This is a genomic window from Streptomyces sp. NPDC048415, from assembly GCF_040651675.1.
Lineage (GTDB): Bacteria > Actinomycetota > Actinomycetes > Streptomycetales > Streptomycetaceae > Streptomyces.
Genome location: NZ_JBEZKJ010000040.1, coordinates 1 through 23322, shown reverse-complemented (window position 1 = coordinate 23322; position 23322 = coordinate 1). Strand labels below are relative to the sequence as shown.

At 71.2% G+C, this 23322-nt stretch carries 20 protein-coding genes and 2 pseudogenes; 19 read left to right on the top strand and 3 right to left on the bottom strand.

The window, feature by feature from the left end; genetic code table 11:
- The first annotated feature begins 56 nt into the window (after positions 1-56).
- From AB0D27_RS24750 to AB0D27_RS24680, 15 genes are all read left to right on the top strand, one after another.
- Positions 57-2078, top strand: a complete 2022-nt coding sequence (locus tag AB0D27_RS24750) for a beta-galactosidase (protein WP_362512611.1) — start codon at positions 57-59, stop codon at positions 2076-2078.
- Between the two features lie 372 nt (positions 2079-2450).
- A complete protein-coding gene (locus tag AB0D27_RS24745; protein WP_362512608.1) occupies positions 2451-4019 on the top strand; it encodes an arabinogalactan endo-1,4-beta-galactosidase in 1569 nt (522 codons plus the stop codon).
- A 146-nt stretch (positions 4020-4165) separates the two neighbouring features.
- Positions 4166-4453, top strand: a complete 288-nt coding sequence (locus AB0D27_RS24740; RefSeq protein WP_362512724.1) for a helix-turn-helix domain-containing protein — start codon at positions 4166-4168, stop codon at positions 4451-4453.
- 42 nt (positions 4454-4495) lie between these two features.
- The gene (locus AB0D27_RS24735; RefSeq protein ID WP_362512605.1) at positions 4496-5476 is read left to right on the top strand and encodes an SMP-30/gluconolactonase/LRE family protein; all 981 of its coding nucleotides are present in this window, start codon (positions 4496-4498) and stop codon (positions 5474-5476) included.
- A 392-nt stretch (positions 5477-5868) separates the two neighbouring features.
- Positions 5869-6294 (top strand): fluoride efflux transporter CrcB, encoded by a 426-nt coding sequence (crcB, locus tag AB0D27_RS24730; protein WP_362512721.1) that lies wholly within the window; start codon positions 5869-5871, stop codon positions 6292-6294.
- Positions 6291-6671 carry a DUF190 domain-containing protein gene (locus AB0D27_RS24725; protein WP_362512602.1) on the top strand — a complete coding sequence of 127 codons (381 nt, stop codon included), beginning with the start codon at positions 6291-6293 and terminating at the stop codon, positions 6669-6671. Before crcB (AB0D27_RS24730) ends, AB0D27_RS24725 begins: the two co-directional genes overlap by 4 nt.
- Positions 6668-7042 carry a fluoride efflux transporter CrcB gene (crcB, locus tag AB0D27_RS24720; RefSeq protein WP_362512599.1) on the top strand — a complete coding sequence of 125 codons (375 nt, stop codon included), beginning with the start codon at positions 6668-6670 and terminating at the stop codon, positions 7040-7042. The genes AB0D27_RS24725 and crcB (AB0D27_RS24720) overlap by 4 nt, the downstream gene beginning before the upstream one ends.
- 81 nt (positions 7043-7123) lie before the next feature.
- Positions 7124-7960: an undecaprenyl-diphosphate phosphatase gene (locus tag AB0D27_RS24715; RefSeq protein WP_362512597.1), complete on the top strand. Its 837-nt coding sequence runs from the start codon at positions 7124-7126 to the stop codon at positions 7958-7960.
- Positions 7961-8131: 171 nt separating this feature from the next.
- A complete protein-coding gene (locus tag AB0D27_RS24710; protein ID WP_362512718.1) occupies positions 8132-8809 on the top strand; it encodes a FadR/GntR family transcriptional regulator in 678 nt (225 codons plus the stop codon).
- Entirely contained in the window at positions 8806-10257 is a 1452-nt protein-coding gene (locus AB0D27_RS24705; RefSeq protein ID WP_362512595.1) for an amino acid permease, read from the top strand. Before AB0D27_RS24710 ends, AB0D27_RS24705 begins: the two co-directional genes overlap by 4 nt.
- A complete protein-coding gene (locus tag AB0D27_RS24700) occupies positions 10254-11279 on the top strand; it encodes an asparaginase (protein WP_362512592.1) in 1026 nt (341 codons plus the stop codon). The genes AB0D27_RS24705 and AB0D27_RS24700 overlap by 4 nt, the downstream gene beginning before the upstream one ends.
- Before the next feature lie 185 nt (positions 11280-11464).
- Positions 11465-12880, top strand: a complete 1416-nt coding sequence (gene aspA, locus AB0D27_RS24695; protein ID WP_362512589.1) for an aspartate ammonia-lyase — start codon at positions 11465-11467, stop codon at positions 12878-12880.
- A 34-nt stretch (positions 12881-12914) separates the two neighbouring features.
- On the top strand, positions 12915-13847 hold the full coding sequence (locus AB0D27_RS24690) for a glutaminase (RefSeq protein ID WP_362512586.1): 933 nt from the start codon (positions 12915-12917) through the stop codon (positions 13845-13847).
- A gap of 227 nt (positions 13848-14074) precedes the next feature.
- On the top strand, positions 14075-15472 hold the full coding sequence (gene mptB / locus AB0D27_RS24685) for a polyprenol phosphomannose-dependent alpha 1,6 mannosyltransferase MptB (protein ID WP_362512583.1): 1398 nt from the start codon (positions 14075-14077) through the stop codon (positions 15470-15472).
- Positions 15469-16848 (top strand): glycosyltransferase 87 family protein, encoded by a 1380-nt coding sequence (locus AB0D27_RS24680; protein ID WP_362512581.1) that lies wholly within the window; start codon positions 15469-15471, stop codon positions 16846-16848. The genes mptB and AB0D27_RS24680 overlap by 4 nt, the downstream gene beginning before the upstream one ends.
- An 11-nt stretch (positions 16849-16859) precedes the next feature.
- On the opposite strand, the pseudogene AB0D27_RS24675 reads toward AB0D27_RS24680, so the two are convergent.
- The 3 genes and pseudogenes from AB0D27_RS24675 to AB0D27_RS24665 form a co-directional block, all read right to left on the bottom strand.
- Positions 16860-17765, bottom strand: a pseudogene (locus AB0D27_RS24675) (D-alanyl-D-alanine carboxypeptidase); the annotation flags it as partial.
- A gap of 87 nt (positions 17766-17852) precedes the next feature.
- Positions 17853-18992 (bottom strand): transcription termination factor Rho, encoded by a 1140-nt coding sequence (gene rho / locus AB0D27_RS24670; RefSeq protein ID WP_362512579.1) that lies wholly within the window; start codon positions 18990-18992, stop codon positions 17853-17855.
- 369 nt (positions 18993-19361) lie between these two features.
- Positions 19362-19523: pseudogene (locus AB0D27_RS24665) on the bottom strand (SAM-dependent methyltransferase); the annotation flags it as partial.
- Positions 19524-19633: 110 nt separating this feature from the next.
- On the opposite strand from AB0D27_RS24665, the gene AB0D27_RS24660 reads away from it, so the two are divergent.
- The 4 genes from AB0D27_RS24660 (at position 19634) to AB0D27_RS24645 (ending at position 23182) form a co-directional block, all read left to right on the top strand.
- Complete coding sequence (locus AB0D27_RS24660; protein ID WP_362512576.1) at positions 19634-20554, top strand: zinc-binding dehydrogenase; 921 nt, start codon at positions 19634-19636, stop codon at positions 20552-20554.
- Between the two features lie 98 nt (positions 20555-20652).
- A complete protein-coding gene (locus AB0D27_RS24655; protein ID WP_362512574.1) occupies positions 20653-21318 on the top strand; it encodes an SDR family NAD(P)-dependent oxidoreductase in 666 nt (221 codons plus the stop codon).
- A gap of 324 nt (positions 21319-21642) precedes the next feature.
- Entirely contained in the window at positions 21643-22896 is a 1254-nt protein-coding gene (locus AB0D27_RS24650) for a cytochrome P450 (RefSeq protein ID WP_362512571.1), read from the top strand.
- Between the two features lie 148 nt (positions 22897-23044).
- Positions 23045-23182: a hypothetical protein gene (locus AB0D27_RS24645; protein WP_362512568.1), complete on the top strand. Its 138-nt coding sequence runs from the start codon at positions 23045-23047 to the stop codon at positions 23180-23182.
- Positions 23183-23322: the final 140 nt, after the last annotated feature.

Here is a 23322-nt window from a genome sequence, read left to right as displayed (position 1 = left end):
CGCCGCTGGCGCTGTGTGTGCACGTTCCCAAATGATCGATTAAACGGGAGAGATCCATGCCGGAGACCACCCCCAGGGGCCTCACCAGGCTCGCCTTCGGTGGGGACTACAACCCCGAGCAGTGGCCGGAAAGCGTCTGGCACGAGGACGTCCGGCTGATGCGCGAGGCGGGCGTCACGATGGTGAGCGTCGGGATCTTCTCCTGGGCGCTGCTCGAACCGGCTCCGGGCGCCTACGAGTTCGGCTGGCTCGACCGCCTGCTCGACCTGCTGCACGAGAACGGCATTCGCGCCGACCTGGGGACGCCGACCGTGGCGCCGCCCGCCTGGTTCTACCGCGAGCACCCCGAGGCGCTGCCGGTGGCCGCCGACGGCACCCGCTACGAGTTCGGCTCACGCGGCGCCATCTGTCACAGCAACACCGACTACCGGGCCGCCGCCGCGAACATCACCACCCAGCTCGCCGGCCGTTACGCCGACCACCCCGCGCTCGCCCTGTGGCACGTCCACAACGAGTACGGCGTCCCCGTCTCGGCCTGCTACTGCGAGTCCTGCGCGGCACACTTCCGCCGCTGGCTGAACCGGACATACGGCACGATCGACGCGCTCAACGAGGCCTGGGGCACCGCCTTCTGGGGGCAGCGCTACGCGGACTTCGACCAGATCAACCCGCCGCGCGTGACCCCGACCGTCGGCAACCCGGCCCAGGCGCTCGACTACAAGCGGTTCGCCGACGAGACGCTGCGCGAGAACTTCATCGCAGAGCGGGACATCCTGCACCGTCTCGCGCCGGGCATCCCGGTCACCACCAACTTCATGACGGCCCTGAGCCAGTGCGACTCCATCGACTACTGGGCCTGGGGCCGCGAGGTCGATCTCGTCACCAACGACCACTACCTGATCACCGACGGCCGCCGCACCCACGTGAACCTCGCGATGGCCGCCGACCTCACCCGCTCGGTCGCCGGCGGCGCACCCTGGCTGCTGCTCGAACACTCCACGTCGGGCGTCAACTGGCAGCCCCGCAACCCCGCCAAGGCCCCGGGCCAGATGGCCCGCAACTCCCTCGCGCATGTGGCGCGCGGCTCCGACGGCGCCATGTTCTTCCAGTGGCGGCAGTCCCGGCGCGGCGCCGAGAAGTTCCACTCGTCGATGCTGCCGCACGCCGGCACGGACTCCCGGGTGTGGCGCGAGGTCGTCGAGCTCGGCGCCTGCATCGACTCGCTGGCGTCCCTCAAGGGCACCCGCACCGTCGCCGACGTCGCCGTGCTGTGGGACTGGCACTCCTGGTGGGCGCAGAACCTCCAGTGGCGCCCCAGCGAGGACCACGACCCGCGCGAGCGCGCCGACGCCTTCTACGAGGCGCTCTACGACCGCCACCTCACCGTCGACTTCGCTCACCCGGAAGCCGACTTGTCGGCGTATCCCCTTGTCGTCGTGCCCGCCCTCTACCTGATGACCGAGGCCGCCGGGAACAACCTCAAGGCCTACGTCGAAAACGGCGGCACACTCGTCGTCTCGTACTTCTCCGGCATCGTCGACGAGCACGACGCCGTGCACGACGGCGCCTACCCGGGCGCCCTCCGGGACGTACTCGGCCTCACCGTCGAGGAGTTCTCGCCGTTGCTCCAGGGCGACCTGGTGCGCATCACCGGCCCCGACGGCTCCGAGCTCACCGGCGACGTGTGGACCGAGTTCGTGGTGCCGCGCGGCGCAGAGACCGTGTGGACGTACGCCGACGGCCTCACCGCGGGCCGCCCGGCCGTCACTCGGCACCGCCTCGGGGAGGGCTCGGCCTGGTACGTGTCCACGCGTCTCGGACCCCAGGGGCTGGACGCCCTGATCGGCTGGGCGGCCGACGACGCGCGCATCGCGCCGCGCGCCGACCTGCCCCACGACGTCGAAGTGGTCCGCCGCAGCGGCGAGTCGGGCGCCTACGTCTTCGCCGTCAACCACACCTTCTCGGACGCCAAGGTGCCGCTGGATGCGCACGGCACCGAACTCCTGACGGGTGAACGCGCCGCGGGGTGCCTCGCGGTACCCGCCGGGACGGTGCGCGTCGTACGACTGGACGGCTGACCCACTGCCCCGCCAGTCACGTGACTTGGTGGCTGAATCGCGCGACTGCCCGGCGAGTCGTGCGACTTGGCGGCTGAATCGCTCCACTGCCCGGCGAGTCGTGCGACTTGGCGGCTGAATCGCCGTCCTTGTCGCGCGACTCGGACGCCGACCGAACTGCCGTCCGGGTCTGCGGCTCGACGGCCGGTCAGCCGGCGCTCGGGTCGCATGACTCGATGCCGGTTGGATCAACTGCCGTCCGGTTCAGGGAACTTGACGGCGAGCCGACTCCCCTCCGCCCGTGTGAGCGCACGAGCCGCGGGCGGAGGGGTTCCCCCAGCTCGATCGGGGGGCATCCCCATCCCCATCACGTCGAAGGGACGACGGACGACGATGTTCCATCCCAGACGCACACTCAGGGCCCTGCTGCTACCGCTCGTGGCCGGGCTCGCCCTCATCGCCCTTCCCGCGCAGTCGGCGCAGGCGGCGAGCACCCTCACGAACGCCGGTTTCGAGTCGGACGGCACCGGCACCGCTACGCCGACCGGCTGGTCGACGTACTCGGCGGCCGGCCAGAACGCCGCCTCGTTCACCGAGTCCGGTGGCCACAGCGGGAGTTACCGCCTGACCCACTACTCGGCCTCCGCCTACAAGGTGGAGACCTACCAGTACCTCTCCGGACTGACCAACGGGAACTACACCCTCACCGCGTGGGTGCGCTCCGGCGGCGGCCAGAACTCGGCCTACATAGCCCTCAAGAGCTGCGGCAGTTCGGAGCAGCGCACCGACCTGCCGGTCTCCGCCAGCGGCTGGGTCCGGATCGTCACCTCCATCGCGGTGACGAACAACCAGTGCACGATCAGCATCAACTCCGACGCCAACGCGGGCAACTGGATCAACGTCGACGACCTCAGCTTCACTTCGGGCTCGACGGGCCTCGCCATCAAGGGCGCCGACATCTCCTCCCTCGCCAAGAGCGAGGCTCTCGGCGGCGTCTACAAGACCAGCTCGGGCACGACGGGTGACGCGCTCGCCATTCTCAAGTCCTCCGGCATGAACTACGCCCGTCTCAAGGTCTGGGTGAACCCGGCCGACGGCTACAACAACAAGACGCGCGTGCTCGCGATGGCCAAGCGCATCAAGGCGCAGGGCATGAAGCTCCTCGTCGACTTCCACTACTCGGACACCTGGGCCGACCCGGGCGCCCAGAGCAAGCCGGCCGCCTGGGCCGGTCACTCGTACAGCCAGTTGAAGACGGACGTCTACAACCACACGTACGACGTGCTCAACGCGCTGAAGGCACAGGGCACCACGGCCGACATGGTGCAGGTCGGCAACGAGATCAACGGCGGCCTGCTCTGGTCCGAGGGGTCCACGGGCAACTGGTCGCAGCTCGCCGGGCTGATCAACTCCGGCTACAGCGCCGCGAAGGCGGTCTCCTCCAGCACCCTGGTCGCGCTGCACCTGGCCAACGCCGGGGACGACGCCACCGTCCGCTGGTGGTTCGACAACGCGGCCACGTACGGCATCAACTACGACGTGATCGGCCTGTCGTACTACGGCTACTGGCACGGCTCGCTCTCCGCCGCCCAGACCACCCTCGACGACGTCGCCTCCCGTTACAGCAAGCCGGTCTTCATCGCCGAGACGGCCTACCCCTTCCGTCTCGACAGCGACGACTCGCTCGTCAACCAGATCGACACCACCGGCGAACTGGTCTCCGGCTACCCGGCGACGACTGCGGGGCAGACGGCGTGGATGAACGCCGTGGCGAACATCGTGGAGGCCGTCCCGAACGGCCGCGGTCTCGGTGTCTTCTACTGGGAGGCCACCTGGACCGCCGTCACCGGCAACGGCTGGGACCCGACGGACGCCGGCTCCGGCAACGGCTGGGAGAACCAGGCCCTGTTCGGCTTCGACGACAAGGCGCTTCCGGCCATGTCGTGGTTCAGCCACCGCTGAGCGCGTGTGGGCCCGGCCGCCGTTGCGGCCGGGCCCTTCGGCTTATCCCGCGGCGGTGCGGCTCCGGCCAGCGTCGTGGAAGGCCGTGCGTACCGCCCCGGGCTGCGGGACAGTAGCGGGAGACCGCCGTGACGGAGGGGGACGAGATGCTGAGGGTTCCCGTAAGCGAGCGACGCATGGACATCCTGGAGTGGCTGCGGGACCCTGCCGCGCACTTTCCGCCGCAGCGCCACGGCGACCTCGTCGAGGACGGCGTCACCCCGGCGGCCCTCGCCACCAAGCTCGGCGTGAGCCGCGCCGTGGCCCGCACACACCTCGACCTGCTCACCGGGGTCGGTCTGCTGCGGGCCAAGAGGATCAGACGGCGGACCTTCTATCGGCGTGACGAGTACCGCATCGCCGAGGTCAGCCGCTTCTTCGAGAAGGGCTGGTAGGCGCACCGGCCGCAGGGTACGCGTCCCCCTCAGGAGGCACATATGGCTCACCCGCGAGACACCGGCCGCCGCACCGCCCTCGTACCCCGGCGCTTCGTGGCGCTCGGCGGCCGAGGACCGGAGGACGTGGTGGCGGACGCCCGGGGCCGGGTGCTGACCGGCCTGGAGGACGGCCGCATCGTACGCGTCGACGGCATCGCCGATCCCGCCCGCACCCGAGTGCAGGTCATCGCGGAGACGGGCGGCAGGCCTCTGGGGCTCGAACTCCTCCCGGACGAAGCCCTGCTGGTCTGCGACGCCCGTCGCGGACTGCTGCGCATCGCGCTCGAGGACGGCACCGCAGGCGTCCTCGCCGACACGGTGGCCGGTGAACCCCTGCGCTTCGCCAGCAACGTGGTCGCGCTCTTGGACGGCACCGTCTACTTCACCGTCTCCAGCCGGAGTTACCCCCTGGAGCACTGGATCGGCGATCTGGTCGAGCACACCGGAACCGGCCGCCTGCTGCGCCTGGCACCGGGGGAGAAGGAACCCGAAGTGCTCCTGGAGGGACTGCAGTTCGCCAACGGGCTGGCCCCCTCGGCGGACGAGTCCTTCCTCGTCGTCGCGCAGACCGGCGTGCGGCGCCTGACCCGGTACTGGCTCGCCGGGCCGAAGCAGGGCCGCGCCGAGACCTTCGTGGACGATCTGCCGGGTCAGCCGGACAACCTCTGGCGTGCCCCCGGCGGCCCGATCTGGGTGGCGCTCGCCGGACCCCGCGTCGCCGCCCTGGAACTCCTGCACCGCCGCGGTCCCGCCGTGCGGCGCGGCGCGGCCCGCCTGGCAGTGCGCACGCCGTTCCGTCCTCCGGGCACCACGGGCGTCGTCGCGGTCGACGACGAGGGCCGCATCCTGCACCACCTCCAAGGCCGCCGCGCACGCTTCCGCATGGTCACCAGCGCCTGTGAGGCCGACGGCCGCCTGATCCTGGGCAGCCTGTGGGAAAGGGGCCTCGCGGTGTGCGAGCTGCCCGCTTCCCCGGACTGAGCGGGATTGGCCGGACTGACCGGACTGGCCGGACCGCCGGACTGACCGGAGTGAGCGGACTGGCCGGGCTCGCCGGAGTGAGCGGGCTGGCCGGGCTCGCCGGACTGAACGGGCTAGCCGGACTGACCGGACTGAGCAGCTGCCCAGTAGCCACGGACCGAGCCGCGTGTGCGCGGCCGGTGCCCCCGGCGTTACCCTGTTCACCGGCCGCGATCTTGCGTCGCGGCGCGGCGGTGGGGCCCGCCGTACCCGAACCGCGGCACCCGTGCCGCCAACGGTCCCTACTTGCGATGACGTGCGCCCGGTGCTGCCCGGGCCCGGCGAGTAGGAGCAGTACGCACATGACAGTCCCGCACCCCGAGCGAGTCGACGACCCCGACGCGCCTGTACGCATGCCAGGGCGGCAGGCGTCCTCCTGGCGCGGCCAGGGTCCGGTCGTCGCGATGGTCGCGCTCGGCGGCGCCATCGGCGCCACCGCCCGCTACGGAGCCGCGCAACTGTGGCCCGCGCAGACGGGCTCATTCCCCTGGACCACATTCTGGGTCAATGTCCTCGGCTGCGCCGTGATCGGCGTGTTCATGGTCCTCATCACCGATGTGTGGGCCGCCCACCGGCTGGTGCGGCCCTTCTTCGGCACCGGAGTGCTGGGCGGGTTCACCACCTTCTCGACGTACGCCGTCGACATCCAGAAACTGGTCGACGCGGGCCATCCCGGCACCGGCTTCGGCTACCTCGCCGCGACCCTGTGCGCGGCGCTCGCGGCGGTATGGCTCGCGGTGACGGCGGCACGCCGCGCCCTGGCATGGAGGCAACGATGACGAGGCTGACGGGCAGCGCCCTGCGGGTGACGATCTTCATCGGCGAGAACGACATCTGGCACCACAAGCCGCTCTACACGGAGATCGTGCACCGCGCCCACGCGGCCGGTCTCGCGGGCGCCAGCGTCTTCCGGGGCATCGAGGGCTTCGGAGCCTCCTCGATGATCCACACCTCCCGGCTGCTCTCGCTCAGCGAGGACCTTCCGGTGGCCGTCGTGATCGTGGACACCGAGGAGCGCGTACGCGGCTTTCTCCCGCAGCTCGACGAACTGGTCACCGAAGGGCTGGTGATCCTCGACGGATGCGAGGTCATCCGGTACGTCGGCCGACGGGACACCTCGGTGGACAGGGGCGGGAAGGGTGAGAAGTCGTTGTGAACTGGCTGCTCGTGGTCATCGGCGCCTCGGTCGGCGCGCCCCTGCGCTATCTGACCGACCGCGCGGTGCAGCTGAGGCACGACACGGTCTTCCCCTGGGGCACCCTGGTGGTCAACGTCACGGGCTGTCTGGTGCTGGGCCTGCTGACCGGCGCCGCCTCCGCCGGCCACGCCTCGGGGCACCTGCAACTACTGATCGGCACCGGTCTGTGCGGGGCCCTGACGACATACTCGACGTTCTCGTACGAGACACTGCGGCTGACCGAGACCGGCGCGGGGCTCTACGCTGCGGCCAACGCGATCGTGAGCGTGACGGCCGGACTCGGCGCGGCGTTCGCCGGTGTCTCGTTCGCGCAAGCTTTGTGGACGTAGGTGCCGGGAGTTTGCGCGCATAGGTAAGACTGTCCCCCAGCACCGTCTACAGCACTGTCGACCAACTCAGAACTGGATCCCATGAGCGTCATCAACGTCGGTCAGGCCGTCGTCCTCGGAGCCGTCGAGGGGGTGACCGAATTCCTCCCCGTCTCCTCGACCGGCCATCTCAAGATCACCGAAGGGCTGATGGGCATCCCCGTCGACGACAACGCCGTTGTCGGGTTCTCCGCGGTCATCCAGGTCGGCGCGATCGCCGCCGTGCTCGTGTACTTCTTCAAGGACATCGTGCGGATCGTCTCCGCCTGGGGACGCGGGCTGCGCAACCGTGAGGAGCGCTACCACCACGACTACAAGTTCGCCTGGTGGGTCATCTACGCGACCATCCCGATCGTGGTTGTCGGCCTCGCCGCCAAGCCGCTCATCGAGGGGCCGCTCGCCTCGCTGTGGGTGGTGGCCGGCTCACTGATCGTGGGCAGCGCTGTGATGTGGGCGGCGGACCAGATGGGCCGGCACAAGCGTGGCGAGGACGACACCTCGTTCAAGGACGCGATGCTGGTCGGCAGCTCCCAGATCCTCGCCCTGCTCTTCCCTGGCTTCTCGCGCTCCGGCGCCACCATGTCCACGGCGCTCATCCTCGACCTGGACCGTGTCGCCGCCACCCGGCTCTCCTTCTTCCTCGGCATCCCGGCCCTCACGGGCGCCGGTCTGTACGAGCTGAAGGACGCCCTGGGCACGGGCGTGGGCGCCGCCCCGCTGGCCGTGGGTACCGTCGTCTCCTTCGTGGTGGCGTACGGCTCCATCGCCTGGCTGCTGAAGTTCGTCGCCAAGCACTCCTTCAACGCCTTCGTGATCTACCGGATCATCATCGGCGTCGCGCTGTTCGGGCTGCTGACCACGGGTGTCCTCGACAGCTGAGCACGCGAACAACCTGATCACTGGGGGCGTGAAGCCGATTTACAGGCTTCACGCCCCCTGAATTTTTCCATTCGCTCCCCTTGACAGCGCCCTCTCGCCACCCGCAGGATCAGCCCCGTGAACCTGTCAGACAGCCAGACAGGTGGAGCGGTACCGCGGCGTGTCAGCGCCATGGAAGCGGTGCTCACCCACCTTCGCGGCGCCATCGAGCGCGGCGAGTACGCCATCGGCGACAAACTCCCCTCCGAGGCGGAGCTGTGCCGCCGCCTCGAAGTCAGCCGGCCCGTGCTCCGCGAGGCGCTGCGGGCCCTGCAGGTCATGGGTCTGACCGTGTCCCGCACCGGCAAGGGCACCTTCGTGGTCGCCAACACGGTCCAGGACCCCACCTTCGGCGACTACGCGGCGAGCGATCTGCTCGAGGTGCGCCGCCATGTCGAGATCCCGGTCGCCGGGTACGCGGCCCTGCGCCGCACCCCGGAGAACCTCGACCACCTGGCCCATCTCCTGGACCGGATGGAGCGGGAGACCGACACCACCGCGTGGGTCGCGATGGACACGATCTTCCACATCGCCGTCGCCGAGGCCTCCCAGAATCCGGTCTTCCGCCGGGTCATCGAGGAGATCCGGGACGCGCTGGCCCGTCAGTCGGCCTTCCTGAACGAACTGGGCGGGCGCCGCGAGCAGTCCAACCGCGAGCACCGCGCCATCGTCGAGGCGCTGATCGACGGCTGCGAGCACGACGCGGTGGAGGCCATGTCGCATCACCTCGACCGCGTCGAAACCACCCTCACCTCCATCGTGCGCCCCGAGCGCACGGACTCACCCGCGGAAGGCGGACCCCAGGCGTGAGCGAGCGATCCCTGCAAAAAGACACCACACGGACCGAGGTGCGGCCCACCGGACATGTCGACGCCGGAGACGCGGGCTACAGCAAGTCGCTGAAGTCCCGGCACGTCAACATGATCGCCATCGGCGGAGCCATCGGCACCGGTCTCTTCCTCGGCGCCGGCGGCCGCCTCGCCGACGCCGGGCCCTCCCTCTTCGTCGCCTACGCGGTCTGCGGCCTCTTCGCCTTCCTGGTCGTGCGGGCGCTCGGCGAACTCGTCCTGTACCGGCCCTCGTCCGGCGCCTTCGTGTCGTACGCCCGTGAGTTCCTGGGCGAGAAGGGCGCGTATGTCGCGGGCTGGATGTACTTCCTCAACTGGGCCACCACCGGCATCGCCGACATCACCGCCGTGGCCGTGTACACCCGCTACTGGGGCATGTTCTCCGACATCCCGCAGTGGGTGATCGCGCTCATCGCGCTCGCCGTCGTCCTCACCGTGAACCTGATATCCGTACGCCTGTTTGGTGAACTGGAGTTCTGGTTCGCGATCATCAAGGTCAGCGCGCTCGTCGTCTTCATGCTCATCGGCATCTTCCTGCTGGTCACCCAGCACCCGGTCGACGGCCACAACCCCGGCCCGTCCCTGATCACCGACAACGGGGGCATCTTCCCGAGCGGCCTGCTCCCGATGCTGCTCATCATCCAGGGCGTCGTCTTCGCCTACGCCTCCGTCGAGCTGGTCGGTGTCGCGGCGGGCGAGACCGAGAACCCCGAGAAGATCATGCCGAAGGCGATCAACTCGATCATGTGGCGTGTCGGGCTCTTCTACGTCGGCTCGGTCGTCCTGCTGTCGATGCTGCTGCCGTGGAGCAAGTACAGCGCGGACCAGAGCCCCTTCGTCACCGTGCTGTCCAACATCGGCATCCCGGCCGCGGGCGGCGTCATGAACCTCGTCGTCCTCACCGCCGCCATGTCGTCCCTCAACTCCGGCCTGTACTCCACCGGCCGCATCCTGCGCTCCATGGCGATGTCCGGCTCGGCCCCGAGGTTCACCGGCGTGATGAGCCGCAGCCAGGTCCCGTACGGCGGCATCCTGCTGACCAGCGGTATCTGCGTCCTCGGCGTCGGCCTCAACTTCGTCGTGCCCGCCGACGCGTTCGAGATCGTGCTGAACTTCGCGGCGATCGGCATCCTCTCCACCTGGGGCATGATCATGCTCTGTCACCTGCTGTTCTGGCGGAAGACCCAGAACGGCGAGCTGTCCAGGCCGAGTTACCGCCTGCCCGGCTCGCCGTGGACCGAGATCGTGACCATCGTCTTCCTCGCCTCCGTGCTCGTGCTGATGTACGCCGACGGGGGCGCGGGCCGCACGACCGTGCTGTGTCTGCCGCTGATCGTGGCCGTGCTGGTCGTGGGCTGGTACGGAGTGCGGCGCCGCGTCGCCGGGATACGCGACGGGGTCGACGCGTGAACGAGTCCCTGACGTACGGCGGTTCGCTCGCCGCGGCCCCGGTGATCCGTGAACCGCTGCACGCCCCCGTCGCCCATCTCGTACGCGGCGGTGTCATCGAAGGCATCCACTACGGCTCGGTGGTCGTGCTTGCCCCCGACGGCACTGTGGAGCTGCAGATCGGCGACATCGAGGCCGCCTTCTACCCCCGTTCGGCGCTCAAGCCCGTCCAGGCCGTGGCCATGCTGCGCGCCGGTCTCCCGCTGGACGGCGAACTGCTCTCGCTCGCCGCGGCAAGCCACTCCGGCGAAGAGCGGCACCTCGCCGGGACCCGGCGGATCCTGGAGCTGGCCGGACTGCCGGAAGACCGGCTGCGCAACGTCCCCGACCTGCCCTTCGACCCGGTCGTACGGGAAGCCTGGGTACGCGAGGGACGGCTGCCCTCGCGGCTCGCCCAGAACTGCTCGGGCAAGCACGCGGCGATGCTGTACACCGCTCACCTCAACGGCTGGTCGCTCGACGACTACCTCGACCCGGCGCACCCGCTCCAGCAGGCCGTCGCCGAGATCGTCGAGGACCTCACCGGACAGGCCATCGCCCGGGTGACCGTCGACGGCTGCGGCGCGCCCCTGTTCTCCGTGTCGCTGCACGGCCTCGCCCGCGCCGCGGCCCGCATCACCACCGCCGCCGCCGGCACCCCCGAGGCGCGGGTGGCCGACGCGATGCGCGAACACGCCGAGATGGCCTCGGGATCCGGGCGCGACGTCGCCGCGCTGATGCGGGCCGTACCGGGCCTGCTCACCAAGGACGGCTTCGAAGGCGTCCAGGTCGCGGCGCTGCCGGACGGCCGGGCTGTCGCCGTCAAGATCGCCGACGGGGCCGACCGGGCGCGTATTCCCGTGGCCGCCGCTGCCCTGGCCCGCGCCGGGGTCGACCTGGCCGCGCTCACCGAGTTCGCGGGTGCGCCGCTCCTCGGCGGCGGCGCGGTGGTCGGTCACATCCGCCCGACCCGAGCCCTTGACCCCCTCGGAGCCTGTGTCTGAACCCGGGCCGGGCGCCCGCCGCCCGGCACGCACGCGCGCCGCGTTGCCGAAAGGCCCCAGTAGCTCCTCCTCCACTCTCAACTACGTTCGAGCGGGGGGCCAACCGGGGCTCATACACAGGCGCTCACGCACCCCCCCGTACGCCTGAATCACCCACTGCCTGCTGAAAGTTGGCCCGCACCGCCATGACCGCCGCAGCCCACCGCAGCGAACACGACCTGCTCGGAGACCGCGACGTCCCCGCCGACGTGTACTGGGGCATCCACACCCTGCGTGCCACGGAGAACTTCCCCATCACGGGTACCCCGATCTCCACCTACCCGCATCTGATCGACGCCCTCGCCGCCGTCAAGGAGGCCGCCGCCCGCGCCAACGAGGAACTCGGTCTGCTCGAGCCCCGCAAGGCGGCGGTCATCGTGGCGGCCTGCCGGGAGATCCGGGACGGCAAGCTGCACGACCAGTTCGTCGTCGACGTCATCCAGGGCGGCGCCGGCACCTCGACGAACATGAACGCCAACGAGGTCGTCGCCAACCGGGCGTTGGAGCTCCTCGGGCACGCCAAGGGCGAGTACACGCACCTGCACCCCAACGAGGACGTCAACCTCGGCCAGTCGACGAACGACGTCTACCCGACCGCCGTGAAGGTCGCCACCGTCTTCGCGGTGCGCGGGCTGCTCAAGGCGATGGCGGTGCTCCAGGACGCGTTCGCCGCCAAGGCCGTCGAGTTCCGCGACGTACTGAAGATGGGGCGCACCCAGCTCCAGGACGCGGTGCCGATGACCCTCGGGCAGGAGTTCTCGACGTTCGCGGTCATGCTCGACGAGGACCGCAGCCGACTCGCCGAGGCCGTCGAGCTGATCCACGAGATCAACCTCGGCGCCACCGCCATCGGCACCGGGCTCAACGCCCCCGCCGGATACGCCGAGTCGGTGCGCCGACACCTCGCGGACATCACCGGGCTGCCGCTGGTCACCGCCGCCAACCTGGTCGAGGCCACCCAGGACTGCGGTGCCTTCGTCCAGATGTCGGGCGTGCTCAAGCGGATCGCGGTCAAGCTGTCCAAGAGCTGCAACGACCTGCGGCTGCTGTCCTCCGGGCCGCGCGCGGGCCTCAACGAGATCAACCTGCCGCCGGTGCAGGCCGGTTCGAGCATCATGCCTGGCAAGGTCAACCCGGTGATACCCGAGGTCGTCAACCAGGTCGCCTTCGAGGTGATCGGCAACGACGTCGCGATCACCATGGCCGCGGAGGCCGGACAGCTCCAGCTGAACGCCTTCGAGCCGATCATCCTGCACTCGCTGTCCGAGAGCATCACGCATCTGCGGGCGGCCTGCCTGACCCTCGCCGAGCGGTGTGTCGCCGGGATCACCGCCAACACGGAGGTGCTGCGCGCCGCGGTGGAGAACTCCATCGGCCTGGTGACCGCCCTGAACCCGTACATCGGGTACACGGCGGCCACCGACATCGCCAAGGAAGCCCTCGCCACCGGGCGCGGAGTCGCCGAACTCGTCCTGGAGAAGGGCCTGTTGCCCGCCGAACGGCTGGCGGCCCTGCTGCGCCCCGAGGTGGTCGCCGGCAGCGGCACCCCGCAGGCGGTCTGAACCCGATGAGCACCAGGACCGGCCGGGCGGCACAATGGTGATCATGTCTCCCTCCCTGACCTTCCAGCCGGTCCTGGAGCGCATCGCCACCGAGGTCGCGCAGACGCCGGGGCGCGGCCGGCCCGCCGACTACATCCCGGCGCTGGCGGCCTGCGACCCGCGCCGCTTCGGCATGGCCGTCGCGGAGCTCGACGGCACGGTGTACGGCGTGGGGGACTGGCGGCAGCCCTTCTCCACGCAGTCCATCACCAAGGTCTTCACACTCGCCCTCGACCTGGCCCGCGAGGGCGACGAACTGTGGGAGCACGTCGGCCGCGAGCCCTCCGGCAACCCCTTCAACTCCCTCGTCCAGCTGGAGTACGAGAACGGCATCCCACGCAACCCGTTCATCAACGCGGGCGCCCTCGTCGTCACGGACCGGCTGCAGACCCAGACGGGGGACGCGGCCACCACGCTGCTGGACTTCCTGCGCGCCGAGAGCGGCAACCCCTCGCTGACCTTCGACAAGGACGTCGCCGCCTCCGAGGCCGCCCACGGCGACCGCAACGCCGCGCTCGGCCACTTCATGGCGTCGTACGGCAACATCGACAACCCCGTCCCGGTGCTGCTCGAGCAGTACTTCCGGCAGTGCTCGATCGAGGCGTCCTGCGCCGACCTCGCCCTTGCCACCGGCTTCCTCGCCCGGCACGGCGTCCGCGCCGACGGCTCCCGGCTGCTCACCCGCAGCCAGGCCAAGCAGGTCAACGCTGTGATGCTCACCTGCGGCACGTACGACGCGGCAGGCGACTTCGCCTACCGCGTGGGCCTGCCCGGCAAGAGCGGCGTTGGAGGCGGCATCATCGCGGTCGTGCCGGGCCGCTGCACGCTGTGTGTATGGAGCCCGGGCCTGGACGAGCGGGGCAACTCGGTGGCGGGGGTGGCGGCGCTGGACCGCTTTACGACGCTGACGGGCTTGTCGGTGTTCTGAGGTGACGTGCCGACGTCCGATGCGGTGGCGCCCCGTAAGGGGCGCGGGGCTGCGACATCGTGCGGCTCCGCCGCGTGGGCGCGACCAGCCACGACGGAGCCGCAGCCGGCAAAGCACCGCTGATTCCAGCGGAGCGACCACGTGGAGGTCACACAACGGCTCCCGCCCGGATGGCATGAGGTAGCCCGCCGGCCACCCGGCGTTGACACGCTTCCCGAGTGTTGGCCATGGCTTTCCCCGTCGATCTCCGCCGCTGTCAGGCCCTCGGTCTGGCCGGTACCGCATTTCTGGCGCTGGGCGGTGAGACGGCCGGAGCGCTGCCCGCCCGGGACCTCCTCGCGCCCGAGTCCGGGCGTGCCGTACTCGGCCTGGTCGGCGTCTACTTCGGCGTCGTCCTGCTGATCGCCGCCTGGGCACTGCTCGGAACCGTCGTACGGGGACCAGAACCGCCGACTCCACGCGCTCTGCTGCTCGTGCTGGCCGTCTGGGCGGCGCCCCTGTTGCTGGCGCCACCGCTGTTCAGCCGGGACGTGTACAGCTATCTCGCGCAGGGCGCCATGGTGGACGCGCACATAGATGTGTACGCGCACGGCCCCGCGCAGCTCGGCGGCCCGCTCGCCGACGAGGTCGCGCCGGTGTGGCAGCAGACCACGACGCCGTACGGCCCGGTCTTCCTCGCGGTCGCCTCCGCGCTTTCCGGGCTCACGCGCGGTCAGATACCGGCTGGCCTACTCGGCATGCGCCTGGTCGCCCTGCTCGGCGTCGCCCTGATGGCGGCGGCGCTGCCCCGGCTCGCCCGGCACAGCGGCGCCGATCCGGCCGCCGCGCTGTGGCTGGGCGCGCTCAACCCCCTCGTCCTGCTCCACCTGGTGGCCGGTGCGCACAACGACGCCATCATGCTCGGCCTGCTGGGCGTCGGACTGGTGGCCGCGCGGGGCAGATGGCACGTCCTGGGCGTCGTCCTCATCACCCTCGCCGCACTGGTCAAGGCGCCCGCCCTGCTGGGCCTGCCCGCGGTCGTCGCGCTGCGCGGACGCGGCTCGGGGACGGTGAGATGCGCCCTCACCACCACCGGGGTCGCCCTCGCCACGACGGTCGCGGCAACCACCGTGGCCGGTACGGGATACGGCTGGATCGCGGCCCTGAAGACCCCCGTCTCGCCGCACAACTGGTCGCCCACCAGCGTCCTCGGCCGCGTCACCGGTGTCCTGCTGCAGAAACTCGGCAGTGGACTCGCGCCGCTCGCGCTGCCCGTGTGGCACGCGACCGGACTCGTGGTGACCGTGGTCGTGGTGCTGTTCATCTGGCTGCGCCTGCGGCCCGGGCCGATCTACGCGCTGGGTCTGAGTCTGGCCGCGGTGGCCGTGTTCGGCCCGGCCGTCCGGCCCTGGTACGCGCTGTGGGGCCTGTTCCTCATCGCCGCTGCGGCGCCCACCGGTTCGGTGCGCCGCCGGGTCGCGGCCGCCAGCGCGGTGCTCGCGCTCGCGGTGCTGCCGAGCGGCGCACCGCCCGACGCCGAACAGGTGGTTCTGGCCGTCTCCGGCGGTGTGCTCGCCCTGGTCGTGCTCTGGCAGGCTCACCAGGCGGCGCAGGCGCAGGCACCGGTGCTGGAGCGGGCGGCATGAGAGGACTGAGCACCGATCGCTGGCGGCTGCTCTTCGTGCTCGGCCTCGCCGTCGCCGTCGGTGTGTTCACCGCCACCGTGCCGCTTCTGCGCGACTGGTTCGACCTGCGCGTCTACTACGGGACGGTCAACACCTGGGTCCACCACGGAGGCCGGATCTACGACTACCGGGTGCCGGGAACGACGTACGGCTTCACCTATCCGCCGTTCGCGGCCCTCGGCATGCTGCCGATGGCGCTGGTCGGGTTGCGCACCGCCATCGTCGCCGGGCTGCTGCTCAACCTCGCCGCGCTGGCCGCCGTGGTGTGGATCCTGGTCGGGCCCGCGCTGCGCCGGTACGGCTGGTTCGGCTTCGTCGTGGCGGGCTGCCTGCTGGCCCTGCTCGAACCGGTCCGCGACACCTTCAGCTTCGGCCAGGTGAACCTGCTGCTCCTCGCCCTCGTGCTGTGCGACGCCCGGCTGCTGTCCACCGGGCGGGGCCGGTGGGCAGGCGTCGGTATCGGTCTGGCCGCGGCGGTCAAGCTCACCCCCGCGCTCTTCATCGGCCTGCTGCTGCTCGCCGGACGCCGACGTGCCGCCGCGCTCGCGACGGCCGTCGCGGCGGCGGCCACCGCGCTGGCGGCCTGGGCGGCACCGGACGCCTCGCGCTTCTACTGGACCGAGGCGCTGTGGGACACGGCCCGGGTCGGCCGACTCGACTATGTCTCCAACCAGTCGTTGCAGGGCGTCCTGGCCCGGCTCGCGGCGCCGGGCGAACCGAACCGCGCCGCCTGGGCGACAGCCTGTCTGCTGGTCCTGTGCGTGTGGGCGTGGCGGACTTCCCGCGCCCTGGCCGACGAGGACTGGACGGCCGCGTTCGCCCTGACCGGGCTCGCCGCCTGCCTCGTCAGTCCGATCACATGGGTGCACCATCTCGTCTGGCTGCTGCCGTCCTTCGCCGTGCTGCTGCACCGGGGTTGGCCGCGCGTGGCGGGAGCGTTGTACGCGGTGCTGTGCAGCAGCGTGGTGTGGCTGTGGTTCGACGACGCCTCGGGCCTCGACGGGTTCCTCGGCAGCAACACGTACACGTGGATCACCCTCGGGCTGCTGCTGTGGCTGCCGGCCGGTCAGCCGCGCGTCGCTCGCCCGCTCTTGAGCCGCAGGGCCAGGACCACGCCCCCGGCGCCCAGGCCGGCCGCGCCCGCGATCCCGGCCGCCTCCGGCCAGCCGGACGCATCGTCCGGGGCGAGCGGGACGGACGGGGCAGCGGGGCCAGCCGCCCGGACGGCACGCGTGTCGAGGAGCGTCCCCACGGGATTGACGTGTCCGGCCGCGGCGAAGCCCCAGTCGAGCAGCGAGCGCGCCTCCTCGTACACCGTGAACCCGCCGCCTGCCTGAGGGTTCATCACCGTGACGACGAGAGTGCGCCCGCCCCGCCGGGCGGCGGCGACGAGTGTGTTGCCCGCGTGGGAGGTGTAGCCGTTCTTGACGCCGATCAGGCCCGGGTACGGCGCCACCCCGTCGGCGCCGGTCAGCAGCCGGTTGGTGTTCTCGATCTGGTACGCGTAGCCGTCGCCGGGGAACGTGGCCTCGGCGGTGGAGCAGTACCGCGCGAATTCCGGGTTGCGCAGCCCGGCCCGCCCGAAGACGGCCAGGTCGTACGCCGATGAGACCTGCCCGGGTGAGTCGTAGCCGTCGGGCGAGATGACGTGGGTGTCGAGTGCGCCGAGGGAGCGGGCCTTGGCCTGCATCCGGGCGGCCGTGGTCTGCCAGCCTCCGTTCATCGCGGCCAGCACGTGCACGGCGTCGTTGCCGGAGTTCAGGAAGACACCTCGCCACAGGTCGGCCACCTGGTAGGTGTGGCCCTCGGCGACCCCCACCAAGCTGCTGCCGTCTCCGATGCCCTGCAGTTCCGCGTCCTTGACGGTGTGCCGGATGCCGCCGGGCAGCGTGGGGAGCACCGTCAGGGCGAACAGGGTCTTCAGGGTGCTGGCGGGCGGCAGCTTGAGGTGGGCGTCGTGTGCGGCGAGCACCGCGCCGGTGCGGGAGTCGGCCACCAGCCACGACAGCGCGGACACGTCCGTCGGCACCTCGGGCGCCCCGGCCCTCGGCCGCACCTGCGTCCCGGGCCGGTACAGGGGCGGCGGCTGGGATGCCGTGGGCCTCGGCGCTCCCGGGTCCGTACCGGTCCGGGCGACGGCCGCACTCGGCGCGAGGGCCAGCGCGCCGACGACGCAGACGGCGGAGCAGGAGAGGGCGGCGCGCGAGACCGCGGCGCGAGAAACGGCGGCACGGGATGAGAATCCGATGGTCATACCGCAAACGTAGGAACCGAGTCGCCGTACGCCGGGGCGCCGGGCCCGAGCGGCGGCATCGAGCACCCGGATGCCGCACCTGAGAGGTCAGGCGGGCAGCGTCGGCTGGACCTGGCGCAGGAAGGTGGCGTTGTCCGGGGTGGCGCGCATCCGCTCCAGAAGGGTCTCCAGGCCGGCCTGGCCGTCCCGTGTCTGCAGGGCGCGCCGCAGGCCGCGCACGGCCGCCAACTCACCGGCGGGCAGAAGGAGTTCCTCGCGGCGGGTGCCGGACGGGGTGATGTCGACGGCCGGGAAGACGCGGCGGGATGCCAGGGGACGGTCGAGGCGGAGCTCCATGTTGCCGGTGCTCTTGAGCTCCTCGAAGAAGAAGTCGTCGGCACGGGAGCCGGTCTCCACCAGGGCGGTGGCGAGGATGGTGAGCGAGCCGCCCTCCTCGACGAGGCGCGCGGCGCCGAAGAACCGCTTGGGGCCCTGGAGCGCGGAGGCGTCGACGCCGCCGCTGAGGGTGCGGCCACCGGAGGCCGCCGCGTTGTTGTGCGCCCGGCACAGCCGGGTGAGGGAGTCCAGCAGGATCACGACGTCCTCGCCCATCTCGACGAGCCGCTTGGCCCGCTCGATGACGAGTTCGGCGAGCGCGATGTGCTGCTTGGGCGTCTTGTCGAAGGTCGAGGCGAAGACCTCGCCTCGCACCGAGCGCCGCATGTCGGTCACTTCTTCCGGGCGCTCGTCGAGCAGTACCACCATCAGGTGGCATTCGGGATGGTTGCCGGCGACGGCCGCGGCGATCTGCTGGAGCAGCACCGTCTTGCCGGTCTTGGGAGGGGCGACGATCAGACCGCGCTGGCCCTTGCCGACCGGCGAGACCAGGTCGACGAGGCGCCCGGCCAGACCGCTCGCCGGGTGTTCCAGGCGGAGTCGATCGCGCGGGTGCAGCGGGGTGAGGTCACGGAAGTGCGGGCGTCGGCGCAGCTCTTCGGGGCTGCGGCCGTTGATCCGCTCGATCTCGCCGAGCGCGCGGGGCCCGCCGCGGACGCCTTCGATGGTGTCTCCCTTGCGCAGGCCGTAGCGGCGGATCAGCGTGGGGGAGACCTGAAGGTCGGCGGGCGAGGGCCGGCAGCTCTCGGCACGCAGGTGCCCCTTCTCATTGCCGTCGATGTCGAGGACACCGGTGACGGTCTGGGTCTGGGGCGGCTGTTCTACAGGGGGGCGTTCGAGTGTGGTGGTCATAGGAGGTCCTTTCACGGACGGAAGTGCGTGCGACATGCGCAAAGAAGGGGAGGGGCCGCGAAGCGGAGGGCACGAGGGGCGCGCCTCGGTGCGGCGGGAACATCACCCCGGGTACGACGGACGGGAACAGCCCGTGGCCGTGGTCAAGAGGCGATGCGGAGAAGCTGCTGGGCCGGTCGTCGATCGACGGGCCTTACAGCGGGAGAGAGGAACTGGCACCGGCGCCCTGAGAAGGGCGAAGCACGAGCGCTAACCGGAGAGTACCACGACAAGCGGCGATTCGGCTGTGATGTGCCTCTCAGTGGCGTTCTCAGCGGTGCGAGGTGAGGTGAGTGGGCCGCCAGGAAGCCGTACCGGAGGCTGGGTGCTCAGTCCCGCTCCGGTCAACGCGTTGACGACCTCATCCATTCCACGCATCCACCCGAAGCTGTCCGTGGTGTCCTCGAGCCCGTCGGCGTACGTGCAGGTCGCGTCCCGGTGCGCGGCCCGACCGCCGCCCAAGTTGTCGTGTCGCAGCAGCAGTTCAACGCCGGCAGGGGCCCGTCCCATCGCGCCGGGCGGGACAGCGGCGGGAAGAACTCCGGATCGGCGGAGGTTGGGGGTGCGAGGCGAGTCGCTCACGACGAGAGAAGGTACCTCTCATGCGCGCACTGATCGTCGACCCCACGGCACCCGGAAGGCTGCGGCTGGGTGAGGCACCGGATCCTGTTGCGGGTCCCGCCCAGGTTCTGGTGGAGGTCCGGCACACGTCGCTCAACGCGGCCGAGCTGTTCTTCGCGCAGCGGGCCGAGCCCGGGGAGGTCATCGGGTTCGACGCGGCCGGAGTGGTCGTCACCGCGGCGGCGGGCGGCGGGGGACCCGCCGTCGGCAGCCGGGTGGTGGGCTTCGCGGCCGGTGGCGGCTTCGGCGCGCTGCGGGCCATGGATGTCGCGGATGTGGCCGTGGTGCCCGGCGGCGTCGACCTGGGCGAGGCGGCCACCCTGCCGGTGGCCGCCGGCACGGCACTGCGCGCGCTGGAGCAGGCGGGACCGCTGCTCGGCCGCAGGGTCCTGGTGACCGGCGCGTCCGGCGGCGTCGGCGCCTTCGCCGTGCAGCTCGCGGCCCTCGGAGGCGCGTACGTCATCGGCGTCGCCGGTACCGAGGAGAGCGCCCAGGGGCTCATCGGGCTCGGCGCGCACGAGGTCGCGATCGGACTCGCCGGAGTGACGGAACCGGTCGACGTCGTGATCGACACGGTCGGCGGTGACCAACTGGTCGATGCCTACGCCCTGTTGGCCCCGGGCGGCACACTCCAGAGCGTCGGCTGGGCCTCCGGCCGTGAGGCTTCCCTCCCCGTCGGCTCCACCCTCGGCAGCCCCATCCCCCAGACCCTCGTCTCCGTCTACAACGGCACCGGTCTCATCGACCGCCGGGCCCAGCTGGACAGACTGCTCACCCTGGTCGTGGCGGGCAGGCTGCGCGTGCCCGTCGGCTGGCGTGGCCCGTGGGACAAGGTCGCGGACGCGGTGGAGGCGCTGTCGAGCCGGAGGCTGCGGGGCAAGGCGGTGCTCGACGTGGGGTGAGCGGGTCGCTCACCCCACGTTCGGCGGGTCCCGGCGTCCGGAAGCAACGCGGCGCGCCTACCCTGAGTCGACCGCTCACGTCACCCGAGGTGAAGACCATGACCACCATCGCCATCATCGGCGCGGGCCCCGGACTCGGCGCCGCCGTCGCCCGGCGTTTCGGCCGCGAGGGCTTCGACGTCGCGCTCATCTCGCGCAACCATGAGCGGGTGGGCGGCCTCTCCGCCGACCTCGCCGACGCGGGCGTCACGGCGCGCGGGTTCGCCGCCGACGTACGCGACCGGAAGGCCCTCGAAGCGGCTCTGGACGCCGCGGCCGCGACGCTGGGCCCGATCGAGGTCCTGCAGTACAGCCCGGTCCCGCACAAGGACTTCATGCGGCCCGTCCTGGAGATCGACCCCGCCGACCTCGTCGGCCCGATCGAGTTCTCGCTCTACGGGCCGGTCACCGCCGTGCGGCAGGTGCTGCCCGGGATGCGTGCGCTCGGCCGGGGCACCATCCTCCTCGTCAACGGCGGCACCGCGGCGGTGCCGCACCCCGACCGGGCCGGCACCTCGATCGCCTTCGCCGCCGAGAGTGCGTACGGCCACCTGCTGCACGACACGCTCGCCGGCGACGGCATCCACGTCGGGCAGCTCGTCATCCCCGGCGCGATCCTTCCCGGCCACCCGAGGAAGGACCCGGCCGTGCTCGCGGAAGCCCTGTGGAGCATCCACCGGACCCGGCACGGCTTCCGGCACTTCGCCGACGACCTCGACAGTTGATCCCCGCCTGGTGACGGGGACTGATTCCCGCCTGGCGCGGGCGCCCCAGCACCTTGGATGACAGCCGCTGCGGCAGCCCGGCACGGGAGGCTGCCTCGCCGAGGGTCGTATCGGGGTGGGGGCGCACGTCGAGCATCACGATCAGCATGTGCGCGGCGCAGCGATGTCCGCCCGCATTCCCCGTCGGCCACAACGGCAACCTGGCCCATCCGAAGGGCTTCGCGGAGCTGCTGCGCGCGGTGCTGTGAGCAGGCAGAATCGGTCGGCATACGGCCCCAGCAGCGTCGTACGACCGCCAACTCGGCCTCGTAGCAAGGAGAACCCGTGGACAGCGCGCCCGGTACCCCGCACCGTATGAACCCCGCGGGCGGCTGTCCGCACGCCGACAACGCGCGGCTCCTGGCGCGTGGCGCCGTCGCACCGGTGGTGCTGCCCGGTGAGGTGGAGGGTATGGCGGTGCTCGGGCACGAGGCGCTCAAGGAGTTCCTCGCGCATCCCGATGTCGCCAAAGGGGCCCGGCACTTCACGGCGCTGCGCGAGGGACGGATAGCCACGGGCTGGCCGCTGATGACGTTCGCCACCGTGCGGGGTATGACGACCGCCGACGGCGGAGACCACCGGCGGCTGCGGTCACTGGTCAGCAAGGCGTTCACCGCGCGCCGGGTGGAGGAACTGCGTCCACGTGTCGAGGAGTTGACGGCCGGACTGCTCGACGACCTGCACGGTGCCGCCGTGGACGGTGGGGGAGTCGCCGATCTGCGCCGGCACTTCGCGCTGCCGCTGCCGATGGGGGTCATCGGTGAACTGCTCGGCGTCGACACCGGGTACCGCGACCGGCTCCACCACCTGTCGAACCAGGTCGTCGCCACGGACATCGAACCGGAGAAGGCCGTCGCCGCGAACCGGGAACTGGTGGGGATGCTCGGCGCGGTGGCCCAGGCGCGCGCCGAGCGCCCCGGCGACGACCTCACCAGCGCGTTGATCGCCGCCCGGGACGAGGAGGGCGACCGGCTCAGCCAGGAGGAACTCATCGGCACCCTGGTGCTGATGATCATCGCCGGGCACGAGACCACGCTGAACCTCATCACCAACGCCGTCCGGGCCCTGTGCGGACACCGGGACCAGCTGGAGACGGTCCACAACGGCGAGGCGAGCTGGGCGGACGTCGTCGAGGAGACGCTGCGCTGGGACGCGCCCGTCAGCTACTTCCCGTTCCGGTATCCGGTACGGGACCTGACCGTCGACGGCACCGTCATCCCCAAGGGGACACCGGTGCTCGCCGGATACTCCGCCGCGGGACGCGACCCGGCCGCGCACGGACAGGACGCCGACCGCTTCGACATCACCCGCCACGGCAGGCCCGGCGCCGCCCGGCACCTCTCCCTCGGTCACGGCGCCCACTACTGCCTCGGCGCCCCGCTGGCGCGCCTGGAGGCCACCATCGCCCTGGAGCGACTGTTCACCCGCTTCCCCGACCTCGACCTCGCCGTGGCCGAAGCCGGACTCTCTCGTCACTCCAGCTTCGTGGGCAACAGCGTGCGGGCGCTTGTGGTGCGTGTGGGAGCCGACCGCGGCTGAGCCCGCGCATACCAGCCATACGACACCGCGATGGCCCCGAGCCGACCCTTTTCTTGTTCTCGGCAAACGCCGTACCTACGCTTCCGCCACCGCACACCGGCGGCACGGGAGCGCCAGGGCGGCGGCGCAGACCGCGCTCGGCCACGGCATGGCCCTCGGCGTGGTGATCTGCGGCTGTGCCTCCCTGCTCGGCGCGGCGGTGACCCTGTTGCTGGTGCGCAAGAACACCGCGCGCGTGACGGTCGGGGCCACCGGCGAATCGGCAGTGCAGACGGCGTCCGCGTGACGGTCGGGGCCACCGGCGAATCGGCGGTGCAGACGGCGTCCGCATAAACGCACGACAACCGAGGGGGGGGGGGGGGGGGGCGCCGCCCCCCCCCCCGCCGGCACCCCCCGGGGCCCAAAAAACAGCCGGCGGGGGATAGG

Excerpts from the sequence above, each read along its gene's own strand:
- AB0D27_RS24750 (WP_362512611.1), top strand. The coding sequence starts at position 57 with ATGCCGGAGACCACCCCCAGGGGCCTCACCAGGCTCGCCTTCGGTGGG.
- AB0D27_RS24745 (WP_362512608.1), top strand. The coding sequence starts at position 2,451 with ATGTTCCATCCCAGACGCACACTCAGGGCCCTGCTGCTACCGCTCGTG.
- AB0D27_RS24740 (WP_362512724.1), top strand. The coding sequence starts at position 4,166 with ATGCTGAGGGTTCCCGTAAGCGAGCGACGCATGGACATCCTGGAGTGG.
- AB0D27_RS24735 (WP_362512605.1), top strand. The coding sequence starts at position 4,496 with ATGGCTCACCCGCGAGACACCGGCCGCCGCACCGCCCTCGTACCCCGG.
- crcB (WP_362512721.1), top strand. The coding sequence starts at position 5,869 with ATGCCAGGGCGGCAGGCGTCCTCCTGGCGCGGCCAGGGTCCGGTCGTC.
- AB0D27_RS24725 (WP_362512602.1), top strand. The coding sequence starts at position 6,291 with ATGACGAGGCTGACGGGCAGCGCCCTGCGGGTGACGATCTTCATCGGC.
- AB0D27_RS24715 (WP_362512597.1), top strand. The coding sequence starts at position 7,124 with ATGAGCGTCATCAACGTCGGTCAGGCCGTCGTCCTCGGAGCCGTCGAG.
- AB0D27_RS24710 (WP_362512718.1), top strand. The coding sequence starts at position 8,132 with ATGGAAGCGGTGCTCACCCACCTTCGCGGCGCCATCGAGCGCGGCGAG.
- aspA (WP_362512589.1), top strand. The coding sequence starts at position 11,465 with ATGACCGCCGCAGCCCACCGCAGCGAACACGACCTGCTCGGAGACCGC.
- AB0D27_RS24690 (WP_362512586.1), top strand. The coding sequence starts at position 12,915 with ATGGTGATCATGTCTCCCTCCCTGACCTTCCAGCCGGTCCTGGAGCGC.
- mptB (WP_362512583.1), top strand. The coding sequence starts at position 14,075 with ATGGCTTTCCCCGTCGATCTCCGCCGCTGTCAGGCCCTCGGTCTGGCC.
- AB0D27_RS24680 (WP_362512581.1), top strand. The coding sequence starts at position 15,469 with ATGAGAGGACTGAGCACCGATCGCTGGCGGCTGCTCTTCGTGCTCGGC.
- rho (WP_362512579.1), bottom strand. The coding sequence starts at position 18,992 with ATGACCACCACACTCGAACGCCCCCCTGTAGAACAGCCGCCCCAGACC.
- AB0D27_RS24660 (WP_362512576.1), top strand. The coding sequence starts at position 19,634 with ATGCGCGCACTGATCGTCGACCCCACGGCACCCGGAAGGCTGCGGCTG.
- AB0D27_RS24655 (WP_362512574.1), top strand. The coding sequence starts at position 20,653 with ATGACCACCATCGCCATCATCGGCGCGGGCCCCGGACTCGGCGCCGCC.
- AB0D27_RS24645 (WP_362512568.1), top strand. The coding sequence starts at position 23,045 with ATGGCCCTCGGCGTGGTGATCTGCGGCTGTGCCTCCCTGCTCGGCGCG.